The sequence below is a fragment of the Terrabacter sp. MAHUQ-38 genome (assembly GCF_014518425.1).
GTDB lineage: Bacteria > Actinomycetota > Actinomycetes > Actinomycetales > Dermatophilaceae > Terrabacter.
This window is the reverse complement of sequence record NZ_JACVCU010000003.1, coordinates 329,803-349,625: the sequence shown is the minus strand read 5'-3', so window position 1 is coordinate 349,625 and position 19,823 is coordinate 329,803. Positions and strand designations below refer to the sequence as shown.

Here is a 19,823-nt window from a genome sequence, read left to right as displayed (position 1 = left end):
CGGAATGCCGGCGGCCCGTGCGGCGTTGTGGGGCGCATGACCATGACGACCCCGTTCTCGCTGCGCCTCTCCTTGGCCCTGGGCCTCTTCGAGAGAGGTGACCATATCGGCGCCGCGACGGCGCTGGCTGAGCTGGTCGACGAGGTCGAGTCGTCCGGGCCGGCTGCGGTGCCGGCTGAGACCGTGCTGCACTCGACGACCGACCTGCGGCTCATGCTGGCCCGTGCCTACTTCCACTCGGCTCAGTTCGGCCGTGCGGAGGCGACGCTGCTGCGCATCATCGAGGAGTCGCCGACGGAGGCCTACGCCCACCTGCTCCTGGGGCGCACCCTGCAGCGCGCCGGTCGGCATGCCGATGCCGCCCGCCCGCTCGCACTCGCCGAGATCCTCGGCGGTTACGAGAAGCCGACCGCCTACGGCACGCCCGGCACCTCTGACGAGACCGACCCCGCTGGGGTCTCTGCCGGCTGACGGCGACCCGAGCGCACCGAAGTGCCCACTCGACCTGAAGCCAAGGTCGAGTGGGCACTTTCGTACGCGGCTCGCCCGGGCCGCCTCGACGAGGGGCCGAGGACGGTGGATGGGTCAGCGAACGCGCAGGGCGTCGCGGATCTCCTGCAGGACGATGATCTCCTCGGAGGGAGCCTCGGGCTCCGGCTCGACGCCGCTCTTGCGCCTCTCTGCGAGAAGGTTCATCGGCACGACCACCATGAAGTAGACCGCGGCGGCCACGACGAGGAAGCCGACGAGGGCCGTGAGGAATCCGCCGATGGCAACCCCTCCCGGCTTGAAACTCGAGAAGTCGGGAGTGCCGCCGAGCTTGCCGACGAGGTCCATGATGACCGTGACGAACGACTCGACGACCTTGGCGAAAGCCGTGCCGATCACGACGGCGACCGCGAGGTCGACGACGTTGCCCCGCATCAGGAAGTCCTTGAAGCCCTTGATCATTCGATAGTCCTATCTCTGTGGAACCCGCACGGACGGTAGGTCGCCTGCCCGGCATGGGGGGTGGTCGCGCCTTCCACGCCCGACCCGCCTCGCTCTGTCCATGGCGTCACCCCCAGGTCTTCACTGTGTCGGTGGTGCGCCCAGGCGGGTCACGCTGGACGCCTGTGGTCGGTGCGCGGACGTCTGAAACCCTACTGCGCAGGTGCACCCGGCTGGCGGACGGCGACGACGAGAGTCTGTCCGGCCTCCAGTGCGCTGAGGCTGCGTGCGAGCTCTCCGGCCTGCCGCGGGTCGAGGGCAAGGGTCACCCGTGGTGGGGTCGCGGTGCCGAGCCCCGTGGACTCCTCGGCGTCGTGGACGGCGAGCACGACGACGTCGGTGGCAGCCCGGGTGCCGGAACCGGTGGCGTAGAGGTCGACGCGGCTACCGGCGCCGACACCCGTCGAGGAGACGTCGAGGACCGGCACGCTGATGGCGACGTGGTCGGTGGGCTGGCCGGCGAGCAGTCCGCTGCCGACGAGTCGTTCGGAGGTGACGACCTCGCGGACCGTCAGCCGCACAGCGGCGACTCGTCCGACGGCAGGCTCCAGGGCCGCGAGCGCGGTGCTCGGCCGCTGACCTGCGGGACGGGCGACCAGCTCGACGTCGTCGCGCGTGACCACCTGCCCGGCCGCGACGTCCCGGAGCATGACGACCGTCGGCACCCCGGAGCCGTCAGCCGGGGCGGGTCGCAGCGCTCCCACGGTGACGAGGACGGCAGCGCCGGCCAGGACGGCTGCGACCCACCGCCGCCACCGGGCGCGCCGGGCGCGGCGACGACGGGGACTGTCGGGCACCGGCCCTGCCACGCCTGCCGCCCGGGTGGCGGTCATCACGGGAGCGCGAACGGCAGCTCGAGCCCGTCGAGGCTGCGTCGGCACGGGCACGTCGCCGTCTCGTCGGGCTCGTGCGCGGGGAGCTGTCCGATGGCGTCGCGGAGGATGGAGGTGAGGTGGCCGACGTTGGTGGCGAAGACCCGCAGCACCTCCTCGTGGGTGACGGCGTCGCCGCCCTCGACCCCCGCGTCGAGGTCGGTGACCATCGCGATGGTGGTGAAGCACATCGCGAGCTCGCGCGCGAGGGCGGCCTCGGGCATGGCCGTCATGCCGACGATGCCGAACCCGGCCTGCTGGTGCATGAGCGACTCGGCTCGCGACGAGAACCGCGGACCGTTGACGACGACGAGAGTGCCGTCGGCGACGACCTGCAGGTCGGACAGCCGGGCCGCGTCGAGGGCGACCTGACGGCCGCGGGGGCAGTACGGCTCGGCGAACGCGACGTGGACGACCGGCCCTTCCTGCTCGTAGACCGTGTGCGCGCGGCCCCACGTGCGGTCGACGACCTGGTCGGGCACGACGATCGTGCCGGGCCCGTGCTCGGGTCGGAGCGAGCCGACGGCACAGGGCGAGAGGATCTGGCGCACTCCGACGGCGCGCAGAGCCCAGAGGTTGGCACGGTAGTTGACCCGGTGCGGGGCGAAGCGGTGCCCCTTGCCGTGACGCGCGAGGAAGGCGACGCTGCGTCCCTCGACCTCACCGACGACGAGCGGGTCGCTCGGCGGCCCGAACGGGGTGTCGACCGCGACGGTCTCGTAGTCGACCAGGAAGTCGTAGAGACCGGAGCCGCCGATGACCCCGATCTCCGCGCGCGGGCCGTGTGCCGGCGCACTCGGGCCGGCTGGGTCGGGAACGGTCGTCTGCTCAGTCGTCATGCGCCGAGCCTAGGGTGGGCGCGCGAAGCCGCGGACGGCATACCCCGGTGGGTGGGGACAAGGCCCCCGGGAGTCAGGAGGCTGTGGACGACGTGCTGGACGACGTGCTGGACGAGGTGCTCGAGGAAGCCGCCGACGCGCTCGACGCGCCCGTGGCGGCGGGTGAGGAAGAGTCGGACGACGAGGTCGACGCGGCCGTCTCGGTCTTCGTGCCGCCGTCGCTGGAGCCCGAACCGTTGGAGCCGGAGCCGGAGCCGGTCGCGGTCTTCGCGGACGCACGCGAGTCGGTCTTGTAGAAGCCCGAGCCCTTGAACGCGATGCCGACGGGGTGGATCACCTTGCGCAGGCGGGGGGCACCGCACTCCGGGCACACCGTCAGGGCGTCGTCCGAGAACGACTGGCGGATGTCGAAGGCGTGGCCACACTCTTGGCACGCGTAGGAGTAGGTGGGCACAGGTGAACCTCGAGGTCGACGATGGGATGAACTGAAGGCCAGTCTACGGCCACCCGGCCAGGCGCCCGCCGCGGCTGATCTCGCGGATGCGCCGCTCGGTGCGGCCGCGCACCGACGACGTGGTCACGACGAGCAGCCGGTCGCCGTGCCGGATCGTCGTGTGCGGCTCCGGCACGAAGCCCTCGCCACCGCGCACGACGAGCGTCACGTTGGCTCCCCTCGGCAGGCGCAGCTCGAAGACCGCGACGCCGTGCAGGCGCGACTCCGCCCCCACGGTCACCTGCAGCACGTCGGCGCCGATCTCGAGGAGCGACGTCGACTCGAGGTCGACGTCGACGGAGTGGACCTGCTCGGTGAGCCCGAGCCGCCTCGCGACCCAGGGCAGCGTGGGCGCCTGGATGATCGTGAAGACGACGACGAGCATGAAGACGAGGTCGAAGATGCCCTCGGCGCCCGGGGTGCCGGTCACGAGCGGGACCGTGGCCAGCACGACGGGCACAGCACCTCGCAGGCCGGCCCACGACAGGAACGCCTGGTCGCGCCACGAGACGCCGAACCAGACCGTCGACAGCACCACCGACAGCGGTCGGGCCACGAGCAGCAGGACCAGGCCGACGGTGATGGCGCTGACGAGCTGCTCGTCGAGGCGGTACGGGTCGGCGAGCAGCCCGAGGAGCACGAACAGCCCGATCTGCGCCATCCAGCCCAGGGCGGTGCCGAAGCTCTGGAAGCCGGTGCGGTTCGGCAGGCCCATGTTGCCCAGCACCAGCGCGGCGAGGTACGTCGCGAGGAAGCCGGACACGTGCAGGGCGGCGCCGGCGGCATAGGCGAGCACGGTGAGCGCCACGACGCCGATGGAGAAGAGGGCCGACGACGCGCCCGCGACCCGCCGCAGCAGCTCGCCGCCCAGCCAGCCGAGCCCGATGCCGACGACGGCACCGCCGGCGAGCTCGACGACGGCGTGCAGGAGCAGGACGTACCACGCCTGGACCTCTCCGCCGGGCATCCCCTGGGCGGCGAACGCGACCACGAGGATGACGACCGGGGCGTCGTTGAAGCCCGACTCGGCCTCGAGGGTGCCGGAGAGGCGTTTGGGCAGCGGGACGTTGCGCAACACGGCGAAGACGGCAGCCGCGTCGGTCGAGGTGACGATCGCCCCGATGAGCAGCGAGAGGGTCCAGCTCAGCTCGAGGAGGTTGTAGGCCGCGATGGCGACGACGAGCAGCGACACGACCACGCCGACGGTCGAGAGCACGGCCGCCGGCGCGACGGACCGGCGGATGTTGCTCCACGACGTCGTCAGGCCACCTTCGGCGAGGATGAGCACGAGTGCGGCATAGCCCAGCACGCGCGTGATCGACGCGTCGTCGAACTCGATGCCGGCACCGGCGTTGCCGAGCGCGACCCCGATCCCGAGGTAGATGAGCAGCGAGGGCAGGCCCGAGCGGACCGAGAGGCGGACCGCGGCGACGGCGACGAGCAGGACGAGGGAGCCGACCAGGAGCACGCGCGTCAGGTCGTCGAGCGTCATGGTCGACGACGTGATGGACGCGAGTGCGGTCACCGGCAGCTCCCCTCAGTGTGGGGCAATACAACCACCCCGGCGCGGTCGGCCGCGGGCTCGTCCGCCCCACGTCCGGCCGTCGGAACCGGGTGGGCAGACGGTTCGGCAACGATGTGGCGCGGCGCCGGACGGGGTGCGACAGAGCCCCTCGAGCGTGGCCTAGGCTCGGTGCGTGTCACGGTTGAAGCGCGCCCGTCAGATCGTCCTGCTCATCGCCGTCCTCCTCGTCATGGCGGTGGTCGGGTCGGGGATCCTGGCGATCTCGGTGGTGCGGCAGTCGTTCGCCGAGACCTCCGGACAGCTGGAGATCGAGGGCCTGACGAGCTCGGTCACGGTCAACCGCGACGCTCGCGGCGTCCCCACGATCTCTGCCGACAACGCCAAGGACCTCTTCCGCGCGCAGGGCTTCGTCAGCGCCCAGGACCGCTTCTTCGAGATGGACCTGCGGCGCCACGTGACGGCCGGCCGGCTCTCCGAGCTCGTCGGCAGCTCCGGCCTCCAGAGCGACAAGGTGGTCCGTGCGATGGGTTGGCGCCGGGTCGCCGAGGCAGAGCTGCCCAAGCTCGCCCCCGAGACCCGCCAGTACCTCCAGGCGTACGCCGACGGGGTCAACGCGTACATCAAGGCCGTCGAGTCGCCCGAGAAGATGTCGCTCGAGTACACCGTGCTCGCGCGCCGCAACCCGAACTACCGGGTCGAGCCGTGGAGCCCCGTCGACTCGCTGGCCTGGCTCAAGGCGATGGCGTGGGACCTGCGCGGCGACTACAAGGACGAGCTCAGCCGGGCCCGCCTCTCCCGTGGCAACAACCGCTCGGTCAAGCAGATCAACCTGCTCTACCCGCCGTACCCGGTGGACCGCAACCAGCCGATCCTGTCCGAGCAGGACTGGCAGCCGGCGTCGTCCGAGACCGACCAGGCCGCCTCCACCGCGCCGGCCGCGCTCACGGCGATGCGGTCCGCCGACGGCCACGACGCCATCGCGTCGGCGCTCGCGTCGGTCGAGGCCGTGCCTGTCAGCCTCGGGCAGGGAGACGACATCGGCTCGAACTCGTGGGTCGTGTCCGGGTCGCGCACGACGACGGGCAAACCGCTCCTCGCCAACGACCCGCACCTCTCGCTCTCGATCCCGGGCATCTGGTCCCAGGTGAACCTCCAGTGCCGCACGGTGAGTGAGGCCTGCCCGTTCCGGGTCTCCGGCTTCACGTTCTCCGGCCTGCCGGGGGTGGTCATCGGGCACAACGACAAGGTTGCCTGGGGCATGACCAACCTCGGCGCCGACGTCACCGACTTCTACCTCGAGCAGGTCACCGGTGACACGTACCTGCGTGACGGGCTCAACGCCCGCATGAAGATGCGCGACGAGGTCATCAAGGTGGCGGGCGGCGCCGACGTGCCGCTGCGGGTGCGCTCGACCGTGCACGGACCGATCTTGTCCGACATCGTGCCGGAGATCGATGCCGCGGGTGACCGCAGCGTCGTGCGGGGGGCGCCCCAGTCCAACCGGTATGCCGTGTCGATGGCGTGGACGGCGCTGACCCCGGGGACGGCCGCCGACGCGATCTTCGCGCTCAACAAGGCCCGCAACTGGACCGACTTCCGCAAGGCGGCGGCGCTCTTCTCCGTGCCCTCGCAGAACCTCGTCTACGCCGACACCGACGGCCACATCGGCTACCAGTCGCCCGGCCAGATCCCGATCCGCCGGTCGGCCACGCCCGGGGCGTCCCCCGGCTTCTGGCCGGCACCGGGCTGGGACTCGCAGTGGGACTGGAAGGGCTACGTGCCCTTCGACCAGCTGCCGTACTCCTTCGACCCGGAGGAGGGCTTCATCGTCACCGCCAACCAGGCGGTCACGGCGAGCCCGTCCCCGTTCCTGACGTCCGAGTGGGACTACGGCTTCCGCGCGCAGCGCATCCGCACGCTCCTCGCCGCGACCCCGAAGGTCTCGCCCGAGACGATGTCGCAGATCCAGGGCGACAGCCGCAACACCTACGCGCCCGGTCTCGTCGAGCGGCTCCTGGCCGTCCAGGTCGACGACTTCACGGCGCAGGCCCAGCGCCTGCTGCGTGACTGGGACGGCAGCCAGCCCAACGACAAGTCCCGCGACTCGGCCTCGGCGGCGTACTACAACGCCGTGTGGAAGCACCTGCTCGAGTTCACCTTCGACGAGCTCCCGCCCGACATCGCACCCGACGGCGGCAGCCGCTGGATGGTCGTCATGGAGCAGCTGCTCAAGGACCCGAAGAACGACTGGTGGGACGACAAGACGACGCCCGGCGTCACGGAGGGCTCGGGCGAGATCCTCAAGCGCGCCCTCGTCGAGGCCCGTCTCGACCTCGCGCGCCAGCTCGGCAAGGTGCCCGCGGCGTGGCGCTGGGGCCGCCTGCACCAGCTCGACCTCAAGCACCAGGTCATGGGCGCCGACAGCGTGCCGGACGTCATCCAGAACCTCTTCAACCGCGAGGACATCGAGCTCGGCGGCGGCAACTCCATCGTCAACGCCAACTCGTGGAACCCCTCCAGGCCCGGCTACGACGTGACGAGTGGCCCGTCGATGCGCATGGTCGTGGACCTCTCGAACTTCGACGCGTCACGCTGGGTCAACTCGACGGGGCAGTCGGGGCACACGTACGACGACCACTACTCCGACCAGATCGACGCGTGGGCCGACAACGAGACGTTCCCCTGGCCGTTCAGTGCGACGGCGGTGCACGACGCTGCCGACGACGAGCTCACGCTCGTCCCGCCCAGCCCGACGCCGGCTCCCTGAGGTCTCGCCCGCGTCGGTCAGCGCAGCCGGACGACGCGTCCGCTCGTCGTGACGTAGCCGTCGACGGGGAGGTCGTGCTCGTCAGCGGGCAGGTCCGACTCGCTCTGCTCGCCCTCGTGCAGCAGCGTCACGACCGGGGCGGCCGGGTCGCGGTGTACCAGCGCTCGGTCGTAGCACCCGCCGCCCTGGCCGAGACGGGTGCCGTGCTGGTCGACCGACAGGCCGGGCGTGACGACGAGGTCGCACGTGGCGAGCGCGTCGGTGCCCAGCCAGCCGGCGCGTGCCTCGACGTCCGGCGACCCCACCGGCCGGGTCACGGTGCCGCGGTGACCCGAGGCGCCGGGGACGGCATACCTCCACTCGAGCGACCAGTCGGCGAGCAGGACGGGCACCAGGACCTCGTGACCCGCCGCGAGGAGGGCCTCGACGAGGCGGCCCGTCGGGGGTTCGTCGGGCAGGGACTCGTAGACGGCCACCCGCGAGCGGTCCGGGACGAAACGCAGCACGGCCTCGGCAATCGCCGCCGCGGCCGCGTCGCGGTCCATCGTGGCCGCGAGCTCACGTCGTCGGGCCCGCGCTGCGTGACGGAGGTCACCCTTGACCAGCGGGCTCACAAGCGGGACATTCCGCGCACTCGGGTGTCGCACATGCGGCCCATCGTAAGGTGATGCCCATGAGTGACCAGGGGCTGCACGCGTCCGTGGCACTGATGCGCGAACGGGGCCTCGGTCCCGAGGCGATCAGGGTCTTCGAGCACTACTACGAGCAGCTGCAGGCCGGCGCGCAGGGGACCATCCCGGAGGAGTCCATCGAGCCCCTCCGTGAGGTCCAGACCCTCCGGGAGGTCAGGGTCTCCGATGACGAGGCCAGGGCGGCGCTCTCGAAGACCGCGGTCATCAAGCTCAACGGCGGGCTCGGCACCGGCATGGGCATGACCGGCGCCAAGTCGGCCCTCGAGGTCAAGGACGGCCTCACCTTCCTCGACATCATCGCCCTGCAGGTCCTCGCACTGCGCGAGCGGTGGGGCGTGGAGCTCCCGCTCGTGCTGATGAACTCCTTCCGCACCTCGGACGAGTCGCTCAAGATCCTGTCGAAGTACTCCGACCTGCCGGTCGACGGCCTTCCGCTCGACTTCATCCAGAACGCCGAGCCCAAGCTGCGCCCCGACGACCTCATGCCGGTGAAGTGGCCCCAGGACCCCGAGCTGGAGTGGTGCCCGCCCGGCCACGGCGACATCTACGTGTCGCTCGTCACGTCCGGTGTGCTCGATGCGCTGCTCGAGAAGGGGATCCGCTACGCGTTCCTCTCCAACTCCGACAACCTCGGAGCCACGTGCGACCCCGACGTCGCGGCCTGGATGATCGAGCGGGGCCTGTCCTACGTGGCGGAGGTCTGCAAGCGCACGAAGAGCGACCGCAAGGGTGGCCACCTCGCGGTGCGCAAGTGCGACGGCCGCATCGTGCTGCGCGACACCGCCCAGGTCGCCGAGGGCGACGAGCGGCACTTCCGCGACGTCAAGCGGCACAACACCTTCAACGCCAACAACGTGTGGATCGACCTCCAGGTGCTGCGCGAGCGGATGACGGCGAAGGAGGGCGTCCTCGGCCTGCCGATCATCGTCAACCGCAAGAACGTCGACCCCGCCGACCCGAGCTCGCCCGAGGTCATCCAGATGGAGTCGGCGATGGGCACCGCGATCGAGGTCTTCGAGGGGTCCGAGGCGATCCTCGTGCCGCGCACGCGATTCCGGCCGGTGAAGACGACGAACGACCTGCTGGTCATCCGCTCCGACTTCTTCTCGCTCGACGAGAGCTACCACGTCGTGGCGGCCGTCGACGGGCCCGAGCCCTACGTCGACCTCGACTCCGCCTACCGCTTCGTGCCGGGCTTCGAGAAGCGCTTCCCCAAGGGCGTGCCCTCGATGCGTGACTGCACGAGCCTGCGGGTCATCGGCGACCCCGTCTTCGGACGCAACGTGCGCTGTGTCGGTGACGTCCTCATCGACGGCTACCGCCGCGTCCTCGATGATGCGGTCCTCGGCGAGCTGCCTACTCCCACAGCGGCGCCCGTCACCACGCCTGGCGAGCTGCGCACCGTGGACGAGCACCTCAAGGTGATCCTCTCGACGCTCGATCCCGCTCCGACCGCGTCGACACCACTCACCGAGGCACTCGGCCTCGTCGTCGCCCGCGACGTGCGCGCGAAGGTCGACCTCCCGCACTTCGACAACTCCTCGATGGACGGGTATGCGGTGCAGGCCGCGTCGCTCGATGGCGCCGATGCCTCCCCGGTGCGTCTGCGGATCGTCGGCGAGGTGGCGGCCGGCGACGACCCGGCGTTCTCGGTGGGCCCGGGGGAGGCTGCCCGCATCATGACCGGTGCGCGAATTCCCGACGGCGCCGACGCGGTCATCGCCGTCGAGGACACGGACGGTGCCGCGTCCGGAAAGGTCGAGTGCCGCTCCTCGGTGAGCCCCGGGCGCTACGTGCGACCGCTCGGGGAGGACGTCGCGTCGGGCGCCGTGGTGGTGTCGGCGGGCGAAGTCGTGGGGCCGCGCACCCTCGCCCTGCTCGCTGCCTGTGGGTATGCCGAGGTCGAGGTGCACCGTCGACCACACGTCGTCGTCCTCTCCACCGGGGCGGAGCTCGTCGAGCCCGGAAAGCCGTTGCGGTCCGGGCAGATCCACGACTCCAACTCCTCGATGCTGTGGGCAGCGGCGGTCGGCGCCGGGGCCTCGGCCGAGATCCGCTCGTCGGTCGGCGACTCCGACGACGAGCTGCTCGAGGTGCTCGACGAGGTCGTCGCGAGCGCCGACGTGGTCATCACGAGCGGTGGCGTCTCGATGGGTGCTTACGACGTCGTCAAGAGCGCCCTGCGCAGCGAGGGCATCGAGTTCGTGAAGGTGGCCATGCAACCGGGCAAGCCCCAGGGCTTCGGGCTGCTCACCGGGCCGGGTGGGCGGCGCGTGCCGATCTTCGCGCTGCCCGGCAACCCCGTCTCGTCGTTCGTGTCGTTCGAGGTGTTCGTGCGTCCCGCCCTGCGCCGCCTCATGCGGCTCACCCCCGAGAAGCGCCGCCTCCGACCCGCCACCCTCATCTCCGGCGTCGAGTCGTTCGCCGGTCGCCGCCAGTTCGGCCGTGCGGTCGTCTCGCGCTCGGCGGAGGGCACCCTCGTCGCGGTCCCGGTGGCCGGGCAGGGCTCGCACTTCGTCGCCGACCTCGCCCGCGCCAACGCCCTCTTCGTGGTCCCCGAGGAGGTCACCGAGCTCGTCGCCGGTGAGGTCGTCGACGTCCTCGTGCTCGACAAGGAGGCGTGATGGGCGAGCAGCCGCCCGCCGGCGCCGAGGCGCCCTCGCTGACGCACGTCCGTCCCGACGGCAGCGCCCACATGGTCGACGTCTCGGCCAAGGCAGTGACGGCCCGCGAGGCCAGTGCCGCCGGGCGTGTGCTCCTCAGCGCCGACGCCGTCGCCGCCCTTCGATCGGGCACGGTGCCCAAGGGCGACGCCCTGGCGGTCGCCCGGATCGCCGGCATCCAGGCGGTCAAGCGCACCCCCGAGCTCATCCCCTTGGCCCATCCGATCGCCGTGCACGGCGTCGAGGTCGACGTCACGGTCGCTGATGACGGCGCCGACATCACCGCCACGGTTCGCACGGCCGACCGCACCGGCATCGAGATGGAGGCCCTCACCGCGGTCACGGTCGCAGCGCTCGCCCTCATCGACATGGTCAAGGCGGTCGACAAGCACGGGCGCATCACCGACGTGCGCGTGACCGCGAAGTCGGGCGGCCGCTCGGGGGACTGGCATGAGTGACGGCATCGGCACCGGCCGGCGAGCGGTCGTCGTCACGGCGTCGACCCGGGCGGCGTCCGGTGTCTACGAGGACCGGTCGGGGCCGGTGATCGTCGAGCGTCTGCGGTCGTGGGGCTTCGACGTCGGCGAGCCGGTGGTCGTGCCAGACGGCGATGAGTTCGGCCGGGCGATGCGCGTGGCGCTCGCCGGCGAACCAGAGCTCGTCCTGACCACGGGCGGCACCGGGCTCACCCCGACCGATGTGACCCCTGAGCAGACCGCGCCGCTGCTCGACCGGCTCGTGCCCGGTGTGGCCGAGGCGATCCGTGCGGCAGGCGTCGCCGGCGGCGTTCCCACCGCGATGCTGTCGCGCGGCCTCGTCGGTGTCGCCGGACGCACGTTCGTGGCCAACCTGCCGGGTTCACGAGGGGGCGTGGCCGATGCCCTCGACGTCCTCGAGCCCGTCCTGGGCCACGCGCTCGACCAGGTCCCCGGGAGCGACCACTGAAGGGCGTCCTGACCTCGCTGCGGCACACGGTGATCCGCCATGACCCTCCGACGGGCGATCGACCGTGAGGATGCCGTGGCGTCCGCACCGCGACGGGCAGGCCCGCTGGCCCGTGGTGCTGCGCGACGCGTCCACCGAGCCGGCCATCGTGCTGAGGCCTCTGCGCGCCGCGGACGAGCGCGACTGGCAGCGCGTGCGACGCGACAATGCGGCCTACGTCCAGCCGTGGGAGCCGACCCTGCCCCCGGGCGCCCCCACGCGCCCGCCCGTGTCGTTCCGCCAGTTCGTCCGTGACCTCGATGCCGAGGCCCGCGCCGACCGCGCCCTGCCCTGGTGCATCGAGGTCGGTGGCCGCATCGTCGGGCAGGTCCATCTCTTCGGCATCGTCCGCGCCGCCCAGCAGTCCGGCGCGGCCGGCTACTGGATCGCCGAGTCCGCCACCGGCCGCGGCATCGCCACCCGCGCGCTGGCCATGGCGATCGACCATGCGCTGGGGGACGGTGGACTGCACCGGGTCGAGGTCAACATCCGGCTCGACAACCTGCCCTCGCTGCGCGTGGTCGAACGGCTCGGGCTGCGCGACGAAGGGGTGCGCGAACGCTACCTGCACATCGACGGCGCCTGGCGCGACCACCGCTCCTTCGCCGTGACGACGGAGGACCTCGGGGGCTCGACCCTCATGGAACGCCTGTCACAGGTGTAACACCAGCCTCTTGCGCGACACGCCTCGAATGTGCGGGGACCTCACGTAGCGGCGTCCTACCGTGGGTCACGTGCCTGTCAGCAGTCTGATCTTCGTCGTCATCGTGGCGATCTGGGCTGCCTACCTCGTGCAGCACTGGGCGCGTCGCCGCGAGGACGCGGCCGCGTCGCGCTCGGTCGACGGCTTCTCCGAGGCGATGCGCGTCCTCGAGAAGCGGCCCGCCCTCGCCACGACCGAGCTGCGCACGCCGCGCCCCCACTCGTACGCCGTCAAGCCCGCGAGCATGGCCCGCCCGACCGTCGACGTGAAGCGGGCGGTGCCGGCCGGCACGGCGCACCGCCACTCGCCGCTCGTCGCGCGCCGGTCCGACGGACAGGTGCGGGCCTCCGCCGACGTGCGCGTCGACCCCAACCACGTCGACCCCAACCACGTCGACCCCAACCACGTCGACCTGAGCCACACCGACCACGACATCGCCCCCTACGCCGCCGAGGTGGACCGCATGCCCGACTCAGCGAGCACGTCGAGCCCCCACGCCCCGCGCCGTCACGGCACCGCCGCGGCGCCGGTCCGCGTGCCGCTCGCGCAGCGGCGCCTGCGCGCAGCGCTGCTCCTCGCGGCGGTCGCCTGGCTGCCCACGTCGGTCGCGCTCTCGGTGACCGGCGTCCTCATGTGGGTCTCGGTGCCGTTCGCGGTCCTCACCGTCGTCGCCGTCCTCGTCTGGCTGCGGGCCGAGGCCAGGGCCGACCGGCTGCGTGCCGCGCCGGCGTCCGGCTCGGACGATCGACACGGCGAGGGCAAGGGCCGCCGGCGTCGGCGTCGCCACGACGACTACGCGCCGGCCCACCAGCCGGTCCTGTCCACCGAGGACACGCAGGTCATCCGCAGCTCGGTCGCCCCCGAGGCGGAGGTCGTCAGCTCCGCCCCCAGCGCGGCCACCCAGCCGCCGGAGCCCGGCGTCTTCGACGTCCAGGCCCCGGTCACGGGTGAGGTGCCGGTGGCCGCCCCCGAGGTGCAGGAGGTGCCCGAGGGCAGCTGGAGCCCCGTGCCCGTGCCGCGCCCGACCTACGCGCTCAAGGCGAAGGCCGAGCCGCGCTACACCGAGGGTGGCATCCCGGCTGACGTGTTCGACACGCCGGAGTTCGCCGACGAGGCCGAGGAGCTCGACGACCGGGCCCTCTTCGCCCGGCGCGCCGTCTCTCAGTAGCCGTCGAGACCCACTCGAGAGCAACCGAGCGACCCACCGGCCAGCCACCTGAAGGTCCGCGACGCGCACCCGGCCGTGTGCCGTGCGGCCGCCGCACGGCACACGGCGGGGTCAGGCGCTGGCTGGTGTCCCGCCCTCGTCGGCGTGCGCGGCCATCTCCCGGTCGAGCTCGGCCGGCGTCTCGTCGCTGAAGATGTGCTTGCCCACGGCGTTGAGCACGGCCGCGAACGGGACGGCGACGAGGGCGCCGACGATGCCCGCGATGATCGAGCCCGTCGCGATCGCGAGGATGACGGCGAGGGGGTGGACGCTGACGGCCTTGCCGAGCAGGAACGGCTGGAGCACGTGCGACTCGAGCTGCTGAACGCCGATGACGACGGCCAGCATGATGAGGGCGACGCCGGGGCCGTGCGCGACGAGTGCGAGCAGGACCGCGACCGCTCCCGACAGGAGTGCGCCGAGGATCGGGATGAATGCCAGCAGGAAGACGAGGATGCCGATCGCGAAGGCGAACGGCACCTTGAGGATCGCGGCGCCGACGGAGATGCCGACCGCATCGACGAAGGCGACGATCATCGTCGCCCGGACGAACGCCGACAGCTGGTGCCAGGCGATGAAGCCCGAGGAGTTGACGCGGGGGCGGGTCGCGCTCGGGAACAGGCGCACGATCCAGCTCCAGATGCGCGGCCCCTCGTAGAGGAAGAAGAAGAGGGAGAAGAGGGCGATGAACAGCCCGGCGAGGAAGTGCGTGGCCGTCAGCCCCACGGACGTCGCCGTGGCACCGAGGTTGCCGGACTCGCTCACCTTGTCGCGGACGGTGTTGAAGTACTCGTCGAACTGGGCGTCGGTGATGTTGAAGGTCGTGCGCACCCAGTCGCGGATGCGCTCGAGGCCGGTCGCCACCTGCGCCGTCAGATCCGAGAAGCCGCTGCTGAACTGGGAGCCGACGAGAGTGAAGAGGGCACTGACGAGCACGATGGTGCCGAGCAGCGTGAGACCGGCGGCCGCCCCTGGCTTCATCCGGCGCTGGAGCCACGTGGCGACAGGCCGCAGCAGCGCCGTCAGCAGGAGCGCGATGGCGACGGGGACGACGATCTCCGACACGGCGCGCACGGCGACGGAGAGCACGAACAGGGCTGCTGCGATGAGGAGCAGCCGCCACGACCACTCGCTGGCGACGCGGACGCCGGGCGGCACCGCGGCCGCCTCGATGCCCGGGAGCCGGTCCGGCTCGGACGGCCTCGGGTCGACACGGGCCGGGGTCGACGGGCCGGGCGTCTGGACGGCAGGGGCGGCAGCCGGGTTGTCGGTCACGACCACACCGTATGCCGCCGCGCCACGCTTCCGGTGGATCACCCCGCTGCGGTGGCGCCTGCGCCGACCTGCGTCGCGGTGCGTACGGCCTGACCCGACGCTGCTGCGTACGCTCGGGAGCATGAGCGCACCCCTCGACCGTGGCCGTCCGTCCCTCGCCGTCACGGGATCGACGGGCTGGCTCGGTGGCCTCGTCGCCCGCGACCTCGCAGCACGAGGCGTCGGGCAGCGGCTCGTCGTGCGCGACCTCGCACGCGCGCCCGCGCTTCCCGGCGCCGAGCCGGTGCAGGCCACCTACGGCGACGGGTCGGCAGCGGAGGTGGCGTTGGCCGGCGTCGAGACGCTCTTCATGGTCTCGGCCTCGGAGAACGAGGACCGGCTGCGCGAGCACCGCACCTTCGTCGACGCCGCGGCCGCGGCCGGGGTGCGCCACGTCGTCTACATCTCGTTCTTCGGTGCGTCGCCCGATGCGACATTCACCCTCGCGCGCGACCACGCGGCCACCGAGCAGCACCTCCGGGACTCCGGGATGGACTGGACCTTCCTGCGGGACAACCTCTACCTCGAGTTCGTGCACCAGATGGTCGGCGAGGACGGCGTCATCCGTGGACCCGCCGGCGAGGGACGCGCCGCGGTCGTGTCGCACGCCGACATCGCCCGGGTCGCGGCGACGGTGCTCCTCGACTCGGCGGCGCACGCCGGATCGACCTACGCCCTGACCGGACCGGAGGCGTTGACGTTCGCGCAGATGGCGGAGGTCGTCAGCGACGTGACCGGCCGCGAGGTGAGCTTCCACGACGAGACGGTCGAGGAGGCGTACGCCTCACGCGCCGTCTACGGGGCGCCGGACTGGCAGGTGGACGCCTGGGTCTCCACGTACACCGCAGTCGCCGCCGGCGAGCTCGCCGGTGTCAGCGACGACGTCGAGCGCGTGACCGGGCAGAGACCCATGTCGCTGCGCGAGTACCTCGCAGCCCGGCGCGACGCCTGAGAGCCTGTGCTCGCGCACCACTCGGGGGCATCAGGCGCCCGGGCGGGCCCCGTCGCCGATGAGCCGTGCTGTCTGGCGGGCGATCGCCAGCTCCTCGTTGGTCGGCACGACCGCGACGACGACCCGTGACCCGTCCGGCGAGATGACGCGTGCCTGCTTGGAGCGGGCGGCGTTGCGCGCCGGGTCGACCGTGATGCCGAGCTCGGACAGGCCCTCGGTCACGGCGGCCCGGACGGTCGTGCTGTTCTCGCCGACGCCGGCGGTGAAGACGAGGACGTCGAGACCGCCGAGGATGGCGAGGTAGGCCCCGACGTAGTGCTTGAGCCGGTGGACCACGACGTCGAACGCGAGCCGAGCCGCCGCGTCGCCGGCCTCGAGCCGGTCCTCGAGCTCGCGGAAGTCGTTGACGCCGCTGAGCCCCAGCACGCCGGACTTCTTGTTGAGCAGCGTGTCGATCTCGTCGAGCGACAGGCCGGCCTCGCGCGCGAGGTACGCGTGGAGTCCCGGGTCGACGTCGCCGGAGCGGGTGCCCATGACGAGTCCCTGCAGCGGGGTCAGCCCCATCGACGTGTCGACCGGGCGACCGCCGCGCACGGCCGACGCCGAGCAGCCGTTGCCGAGGTGGAGGACGACCTGGCGCAGGTCGGCCGCCGGTCTGCCGAGCAGGTCGGCGGCCGCCTGGGAGACGTACTCGTGCGAGGTGCCGTGGAAACCGTAGCGGCGGATCGCGTGCTTCTCGGCGAGGTCGCGGGGCACGGCATACGTCGATGCCCGGGGCGGCAGTGCCGAGAAGAACGCGGTGTCGAAGACGGCCACGTGCGGCACGTCGAAGCGCTCACGCGCGGCCTCGATGCCGGTGATGGCGGCCGGGTTGTGCAGGGGCGCAAGGGAGCTCAGGTCGCGGACCCGGTCGAGCACGGCGTCGTCGATGACGACCGGCTGGGAGAAGTCGGGCCCGCCGTGGACGACGCGGTGGCCCACCGCCCGCAGTGGCACCTCATCGAGGTCGACGTCATCGCTGCGGAGTCGCTCGGTCATGGCCTCCAGCGCGGCCGCGTGGTCGGCCACGTCGCTGCCCGACTCGCCGATGCGCTCGACGACCCCGCCCGCGCGCACGTCACCCGACTCGGGGACGAGCACCTGGTACTTCAGCGACGACGAGCCGGCGTTGAGGACGAGGACGGGGCGCTCCGTCACGATGCGGCTCCCTGCTGTGTCGTGGCCCGGCTCGTGGCCTGCTGTGTCGTGCCCTGCGCCTGTACGGCTGTGATGGCGACGGTGTTGACGATGTCGTCCACGAGCGCGCCGCGCGAGAGGTCGTTGACCGGCTTGCGCAGACCCTGGAGCACCGGACCGACCGCGACGGCGTGCGCGCTGCGCTGCACCGCCTTGTACGTGTTGTTGCCGGTGTTGAGGTCGGGGAAGACGAAGACCGTCGCGCGGCCCGAGACCTCGGAGTCGGGCATCTTCGCGCGCCCGACGACGGGGTCGATCGCGGCGTCGTACTGGATCGGGCCCGCGAGGGCGAGCTCCGGAGCACGCTCTGCCACGAGCGCGGTGGCGGCGCGGACCTTCTCGACGTCGGCGCCGGAGCCGCTAGACCCCGTCGAGTACGACAGCATCGCGATGCGGGGGTCGATGCCGAACTGCTGCGCCGTCTGCGCCGACGAGATCGCGATGTCGGCGAGCTGCTCCGCCGTCGGGTCGGGGATGACCGCACAGTCGCCGTAGACGAGGACGCGGTCGGCGAGGCACATGAGGAAGACGCTCGACACGGTCTTGACGCCCTCGGCTGTCTTGATGAACTCGAGGGCGGGCCTGATGGTGTGAGCCGTCGTGTTGACCGCCCCCGACACCATCCCGTCGGCCAGTCCGAGGTGGACCATCATCGTGCCGAAGTACGAGATGTCCGTGATGACCTCACGCGCGCGTCCGACGGTCATCCCCTTGTGCGCTCGCGCTTCGGCATACGTGTGCGCGAAGCGCTCGACGAGCTCGGGTTCGGTGGGGGAGACGACCGCCGCGGCGTCGAGGTCGAGCCCGAGGGCCGACCCACGGGCCCGCACCTTCGTCTCGTCGCCGAGCAGCGTCAGGTCGGCGACACCGCGGCGCAGCAGCACGTCGGCCGCCTCGAGGATGCGGTCGTCCTGGCTCTCGGGGAGCACGATGTGCTTCCGGTCGGACCGTGCCCGCTCCATCAGCTGGAACTCGAACATCAACGGGGTGCGCACCTCCGACGCCGACACGTCGATCGCCGTGAGCAGCGCGACCTGGTCGACGCTCTCGGAGAAGAGCCGGCGAGCCGTCTCGATCTTGTTGCGAGACCCCTTCGTCATCGGGCCGCGCACCTGCATGAGGCGTTCGGCCGTCCGGAACGTCCCGTCGTCGGTCAGCGCGATCGGCAGGTCCTGCTGCACGCCTGCCGACAGCCGCGCGATCGTCTCGGGAATCGGGTAGCCACCGGTCAGGACGATGCCGGCGAGCGTCGGGAAGGTGCCCGACTGGTGGGCCAGCATGAGCCCGGGGATGAGGTCGGTGCGGTCGCTCGGCGCGATGACCGTGACGTCGGTGCCGAGACGGGCCAGGACGTTGGGCAGGCTCATGGCGGCGACGACGAGCCCGAGGCTGTCGCGGTCCATCCACGACTCGCTGCCGAGGACGAGCCGCGCGCCGACCGCGTCGGCGAGCGCCCGGAAGCTCGGTGCCGACAGCAGGGCGTTCTCGGGGATGGCCGCGGTCACCGGGAAGGGCAGTGCGGCGAGGACCGCACGCACGGCCTCGACCTCGTCCGGGTCGACCCGGTTGGCGACGACGGCCACCGTCTGGGCGTGGTTGGCGCGCAGCTCGGCGATGGCGCCGTCGGCTGCGACCTTGATCTGCTCGGGAGTGCGGTCGCGGCCGTGCACGACGAGCACGACGGCCGAGCCGAGGTTGGCGGCCACACGCGCGTTGAACGACAGCTCGGTGCCGGTCGAGACGTCGGTGTAGTCGGAGCCGAGGACGACGACGACCTCGAACCGGGCGCTCAGGGCGCCGAACCGCTCGACGATGACGTGCAGGGCCTCGTCGGGGTCGTCGTGGGCCTGCGCGTACGTCACGCCGATGGCCTCGTCGTACGTCTGGTCCATGCCGGGCTGGCTGACCAGCATGTCGACGATGTGGTCGACCTCGTGCGGCCCGGTGCCCAACGTCGTCAGCGGCCGGAACACCCCGACCGAGCCGACCTCGCGGATGAGGGCGTCGAGCAGGCCGAGGGCTACCGCGGACTTGCCCGTCAGGCCCTCCGGCGAGGCGACGTAGACGCTTCGGCTCACGGTCACGAACCTAGCGGTCCGGGTGGCTTCGCCCCACTGCCACGCTCGAGCGCGTCGATGCGGTCGCGCAGCTCGTGCAGCATGACGAGCTGGCGTCCGGTGAGGTCGAGCAGCGTCTCGACGTCCTTCTTGGCAGCCACGTTGGTCTCGTAGTCGTGCTCGGCCAGGGCCGCGGCGACGGCGTCCTGCCGCTTCGCAGCGATGAGCAGGATCGCGCCCTGCAGGCCCGCGAGCATCGAGAGGAAGAGGTTGAGCAGGATGAACGGGTAGGGGTCCCAGGCCCTGACCACCGTGTTGACGAGCGCCCACACCGCCATGAACGCGAGGAACGCGAAGACGAACGTCCAGCTGCCCATGCTGTTGCGCAGGATGTCGGCCGCGCGCTCACCGGACGACAGCGACTCCTTGCGGCTCTCGTGCCAGTTCGTCGGCCGGATCACCCGCGCGCTCGTGCGCGGAAGCTGCTTGTGGACGTGCTCGGTCATGGTGCCTCCAGGGCGCGAGGACG

General features: G+C 71.7%; 18 protein-coding genes. 8 read left to right on the top strand and 10 right to left on the bottom strand.

The genetic code is table 11. From position 1 onward, the window contains the following. Nucleotides 1-36: 36 nt before the first annotated feature. Nucleotides 37-471, top strand: a complete 435-nt coding sequence (locus H9I49_RS12685; protein WP_188030738.1) for a tetratricopeptide repeat protein — start codon at nucleotides 37-39, stop codon at nucleotides 469-471. Between the two features lie 114 nt (nucleotides 472-585). On the opposite strand, the gene mscL is transcribed toward H9I49_RS12685, so the two are convergent. The 5 genes from mscL to H9I49_RS12660 form a co-directional block, all read right to left on the bottom strand. Further along, nucleotides 586-951, bottom strand: a complete 366-nt coding sequence (mscL, locus tag H9I49_RS12680; protein ID WP_188030737.1) for a large conductance mechanosensitive channel protein MscL — start codon at nucleotides 949-951, stop codon at nucleotides 586-588. 191 nt (nucleotides 952-1,142) lie between these two features. Then, a complete protein-coding gene (locus H9I49_RS12675) occupies nucleotides 1,143-1,823 on the bottom strand; it encodes an SAF domain-containing protein (protein WP_188030736.1) in 681 nt (226 codons plus the stop codon). After that, entirely contained in the window at nucleotides 1,823-2,701 is an 879-nt protein-coding gene (locus H9I49_RS12670; protein WP_188030735.1) for an S-methyl-5'-thioadenosine phosphorylase, read from the bottom strand. The genes H9I49_RS12675 and H9I49_RS12670 overlap by 1 nt, the downstream gene beginning before the upstream one ends. 73 nt (nucleotides 2,702-2,774) lie before the next feature. After that, nucleotides 2,775-3,155, bottom strand: coding sequence for an FmdB family zinc ribbon protein (locus H9I49_RS12665; RefSeq protein WP_188030734.1), 381 nt, complete (start codon nucleotides 3,153-3,155; stop codon nucleotides 2,775-2,777). A 43-nt stretch (nucleotides 3,156-3,198) separates the two neighbouring features. After that, the gene (locus H9I49_RS12660) at nucleotides 3,199-4,719 is read right to left on the bottom strand and encodes a potassium/proton antiporter (RefSeq protein WP_370587554.1); all 1,521 of its coding nucleotides are present in this window, start codon (nucleotides 4,717-4,719) and stop codon (nucleotides 3,199-3,201) included. Nucleotides 4,720-4,891: 172 nt separating this feature from the next. On the opposite strand from H9I49_RS12660, the gene H9I49_RS12655 reads away from it, so the two are divergent. After that, nucleotides 4,892-7,486, top strand: a complete 2,595-nt coding sequence (locus H9I49_RS12655; RefSeq protein WP_370587553.1) for a penicillin acylase family protein — start codon at nucleotides 4,892-4,894, stop codon at nucleotides 7,484-7,486. Nucleotides 7,487-7,503: 17 nt separating this feature from the next. Here H9I49_RS12655 and H9I49_RS12650 read toward each other — a convergent pair whose 3' ends face one another. Further along, entirely contained in the window at nucleotides 7,504-8,100 is a 597-nt protein-coding gene (locus tag H9I49_RS12650; protein ID WP_188030733.1) for a 5-formyltetrahydrofolate cyclo-ligase, read from the bottom strand. Between the two features lie 59 nt (nucleotides 8,101-8,159). On the opposite strand from H9I49_RS12650, the gene glp reads away from it, so the two are divergent. From glp to H9I49_RS12625, 5 genes are all read left to right on the top strand, one after another. Then, nucleotides 8,160-10,802: a gephyrin-like molybdotransferase Glp gene (glp, locus tag H9I49_RS12645; protein ID WP_188030732.1), complete on the top strand. Its 2,643-nt coding sequence runs from the start codon at nucleotides 8,160-8,162 to the stop codon at nucleotides 10,800-10,802. Then, complete coding sequence (gene moaC / locus H9I49_RS12640) at nucleotides 10,802-11,299, top strand: cyclic pyranopterin monophosphate synthase MoaC (RefSeq protein ID WP_188030731.1); 498 nt, start codon at nucleotides 10,802-10,804, stop codon at nucleotides 11,297-11,299. Before glp ends, moaC begins: the two co-directional genes overlap by 1 nt. Then, nucleotides 11,292-11,786, top strand: a complete 495-nt coding sequence (locus tag H9I49_RS12635; protein WP_188030730.1) for a molybdenum cofactor biosynthesis protein B — start codon at nucleotides 11,292-11,294, stop codon at nucleotides 11,784-11,786. Before moaC ends, H9I49_RS12635 begins: the two co-directional genes overlap by 8 nt. Nucleotides 11,787-11,856: 70 nt before the next feature. Continuing rightward, nucleotides 11,857-12,489 (top strand): GNAT family N-acetyltransferase, encoded by a 633-nt coding sequence (locus H9I49_RS12630; protein ID WP_188030729.1) that lies wholly within the window; start codon nucleotides 11,857-11,859, stop codon nucleotides 12,487-12,489. Nucleotides 12,490-12,559: 70 nt separating this feature from the next. Beyond that, a complete protein-coding gene (locus H9I49_RS12625; RefSeq protein ID WP_188030728.1) occupies nucleotides 12,560-13,696 on the top strand; it encodes a hypothetical protein in 1,137 nt (378 codons plus the stop codon). 111 nt (nucleotides 13,697-13,807) lie between these two features. On the opposite strand, the gene H9I49_RS12620 is transcribed toward H9I49_RS12625, so the two are convergent. Further along, nucleotides 13,808-15,010, bottom strand: coding sequence for an AI-2E family transporter (locus tag H9I49_RS12620; RefSeq protein WP_370587552.1), 1,203 nt, complete (start codon nucleotides 15,008-15,010; stop codon nucleotides 13,808-13,810). Nucleotides 15,011-15,131: 121 nt separating this feature from the next. Between H9I49_RS12620 and H9I49_RS12615 the strand changes: the two genes are divergently transcribed. Further along, on the top strand, nucleotides 15,132-16,001 hold the full coding sequence (locus H9I49_RS12615; RefSeq protein ID WP_188030727.1) for an SDR family oxidoreductase: 870 nt from the start codon (nucleotides 15,132-15,134) through the stop codon (nucleotides 15,999-16,001). 30 nt (nucleotides 16,002-16,031) lie between these two features. Here H9I49_RS12615 and H9I49_RS12610 read toward each other — a convergent pair whose 3' ends face one another. The 3 genes from H9I49_RS12610 to H9I49_RS12600 are packed head-to-tail and all read right to left on the bottom strand — an operon-like array spanning nucleotide 16,032 to nucleotide 19,800. Beyond that, complete coding sequence (locus H9I49_RS12610) at nucleotides 16,032-17,198, bottom strand: acetate kinase (RefSeq protein ID WP_188030726.1); 1,167 nt, start codon at nucleotides 17,196-17,198, stop codon at nucleotides 16,032-16,034. Then, nucleotides 17,195-19,315, bottom strand: coding sequence for a phosphate acetyltransferase (gene pta / locus H9I49_RS12605; protein ID WP_188030725.1), 2,121 nt, complete (start codon nucleotides 19,313-19,315; stop codon nucleotides 17,195-17,197). The genes H9I49_RS12610 and pta overlap by 4 nt, the downstream gene beginning before the upstream one ends. A 2-nt stretch (nucleotides 19,316-19,317) precedes the next feature. Next, nucleotides 19,318-19,800 carry a DUF1003 domain-containing protein gene (locus H9I49_RS12600; RefSeq protein WP_370587551.1) on the bottom strand — a complete coding sequence of 161 codons (483 nt, stop codon included), beginning with the start codon at nucleotides 19,798-19,800 and terminating at the stop codon, nucleotides 19,318-19,320. Nucleotides 19,801-19,823: the final 23 nt, after the last annotated feature.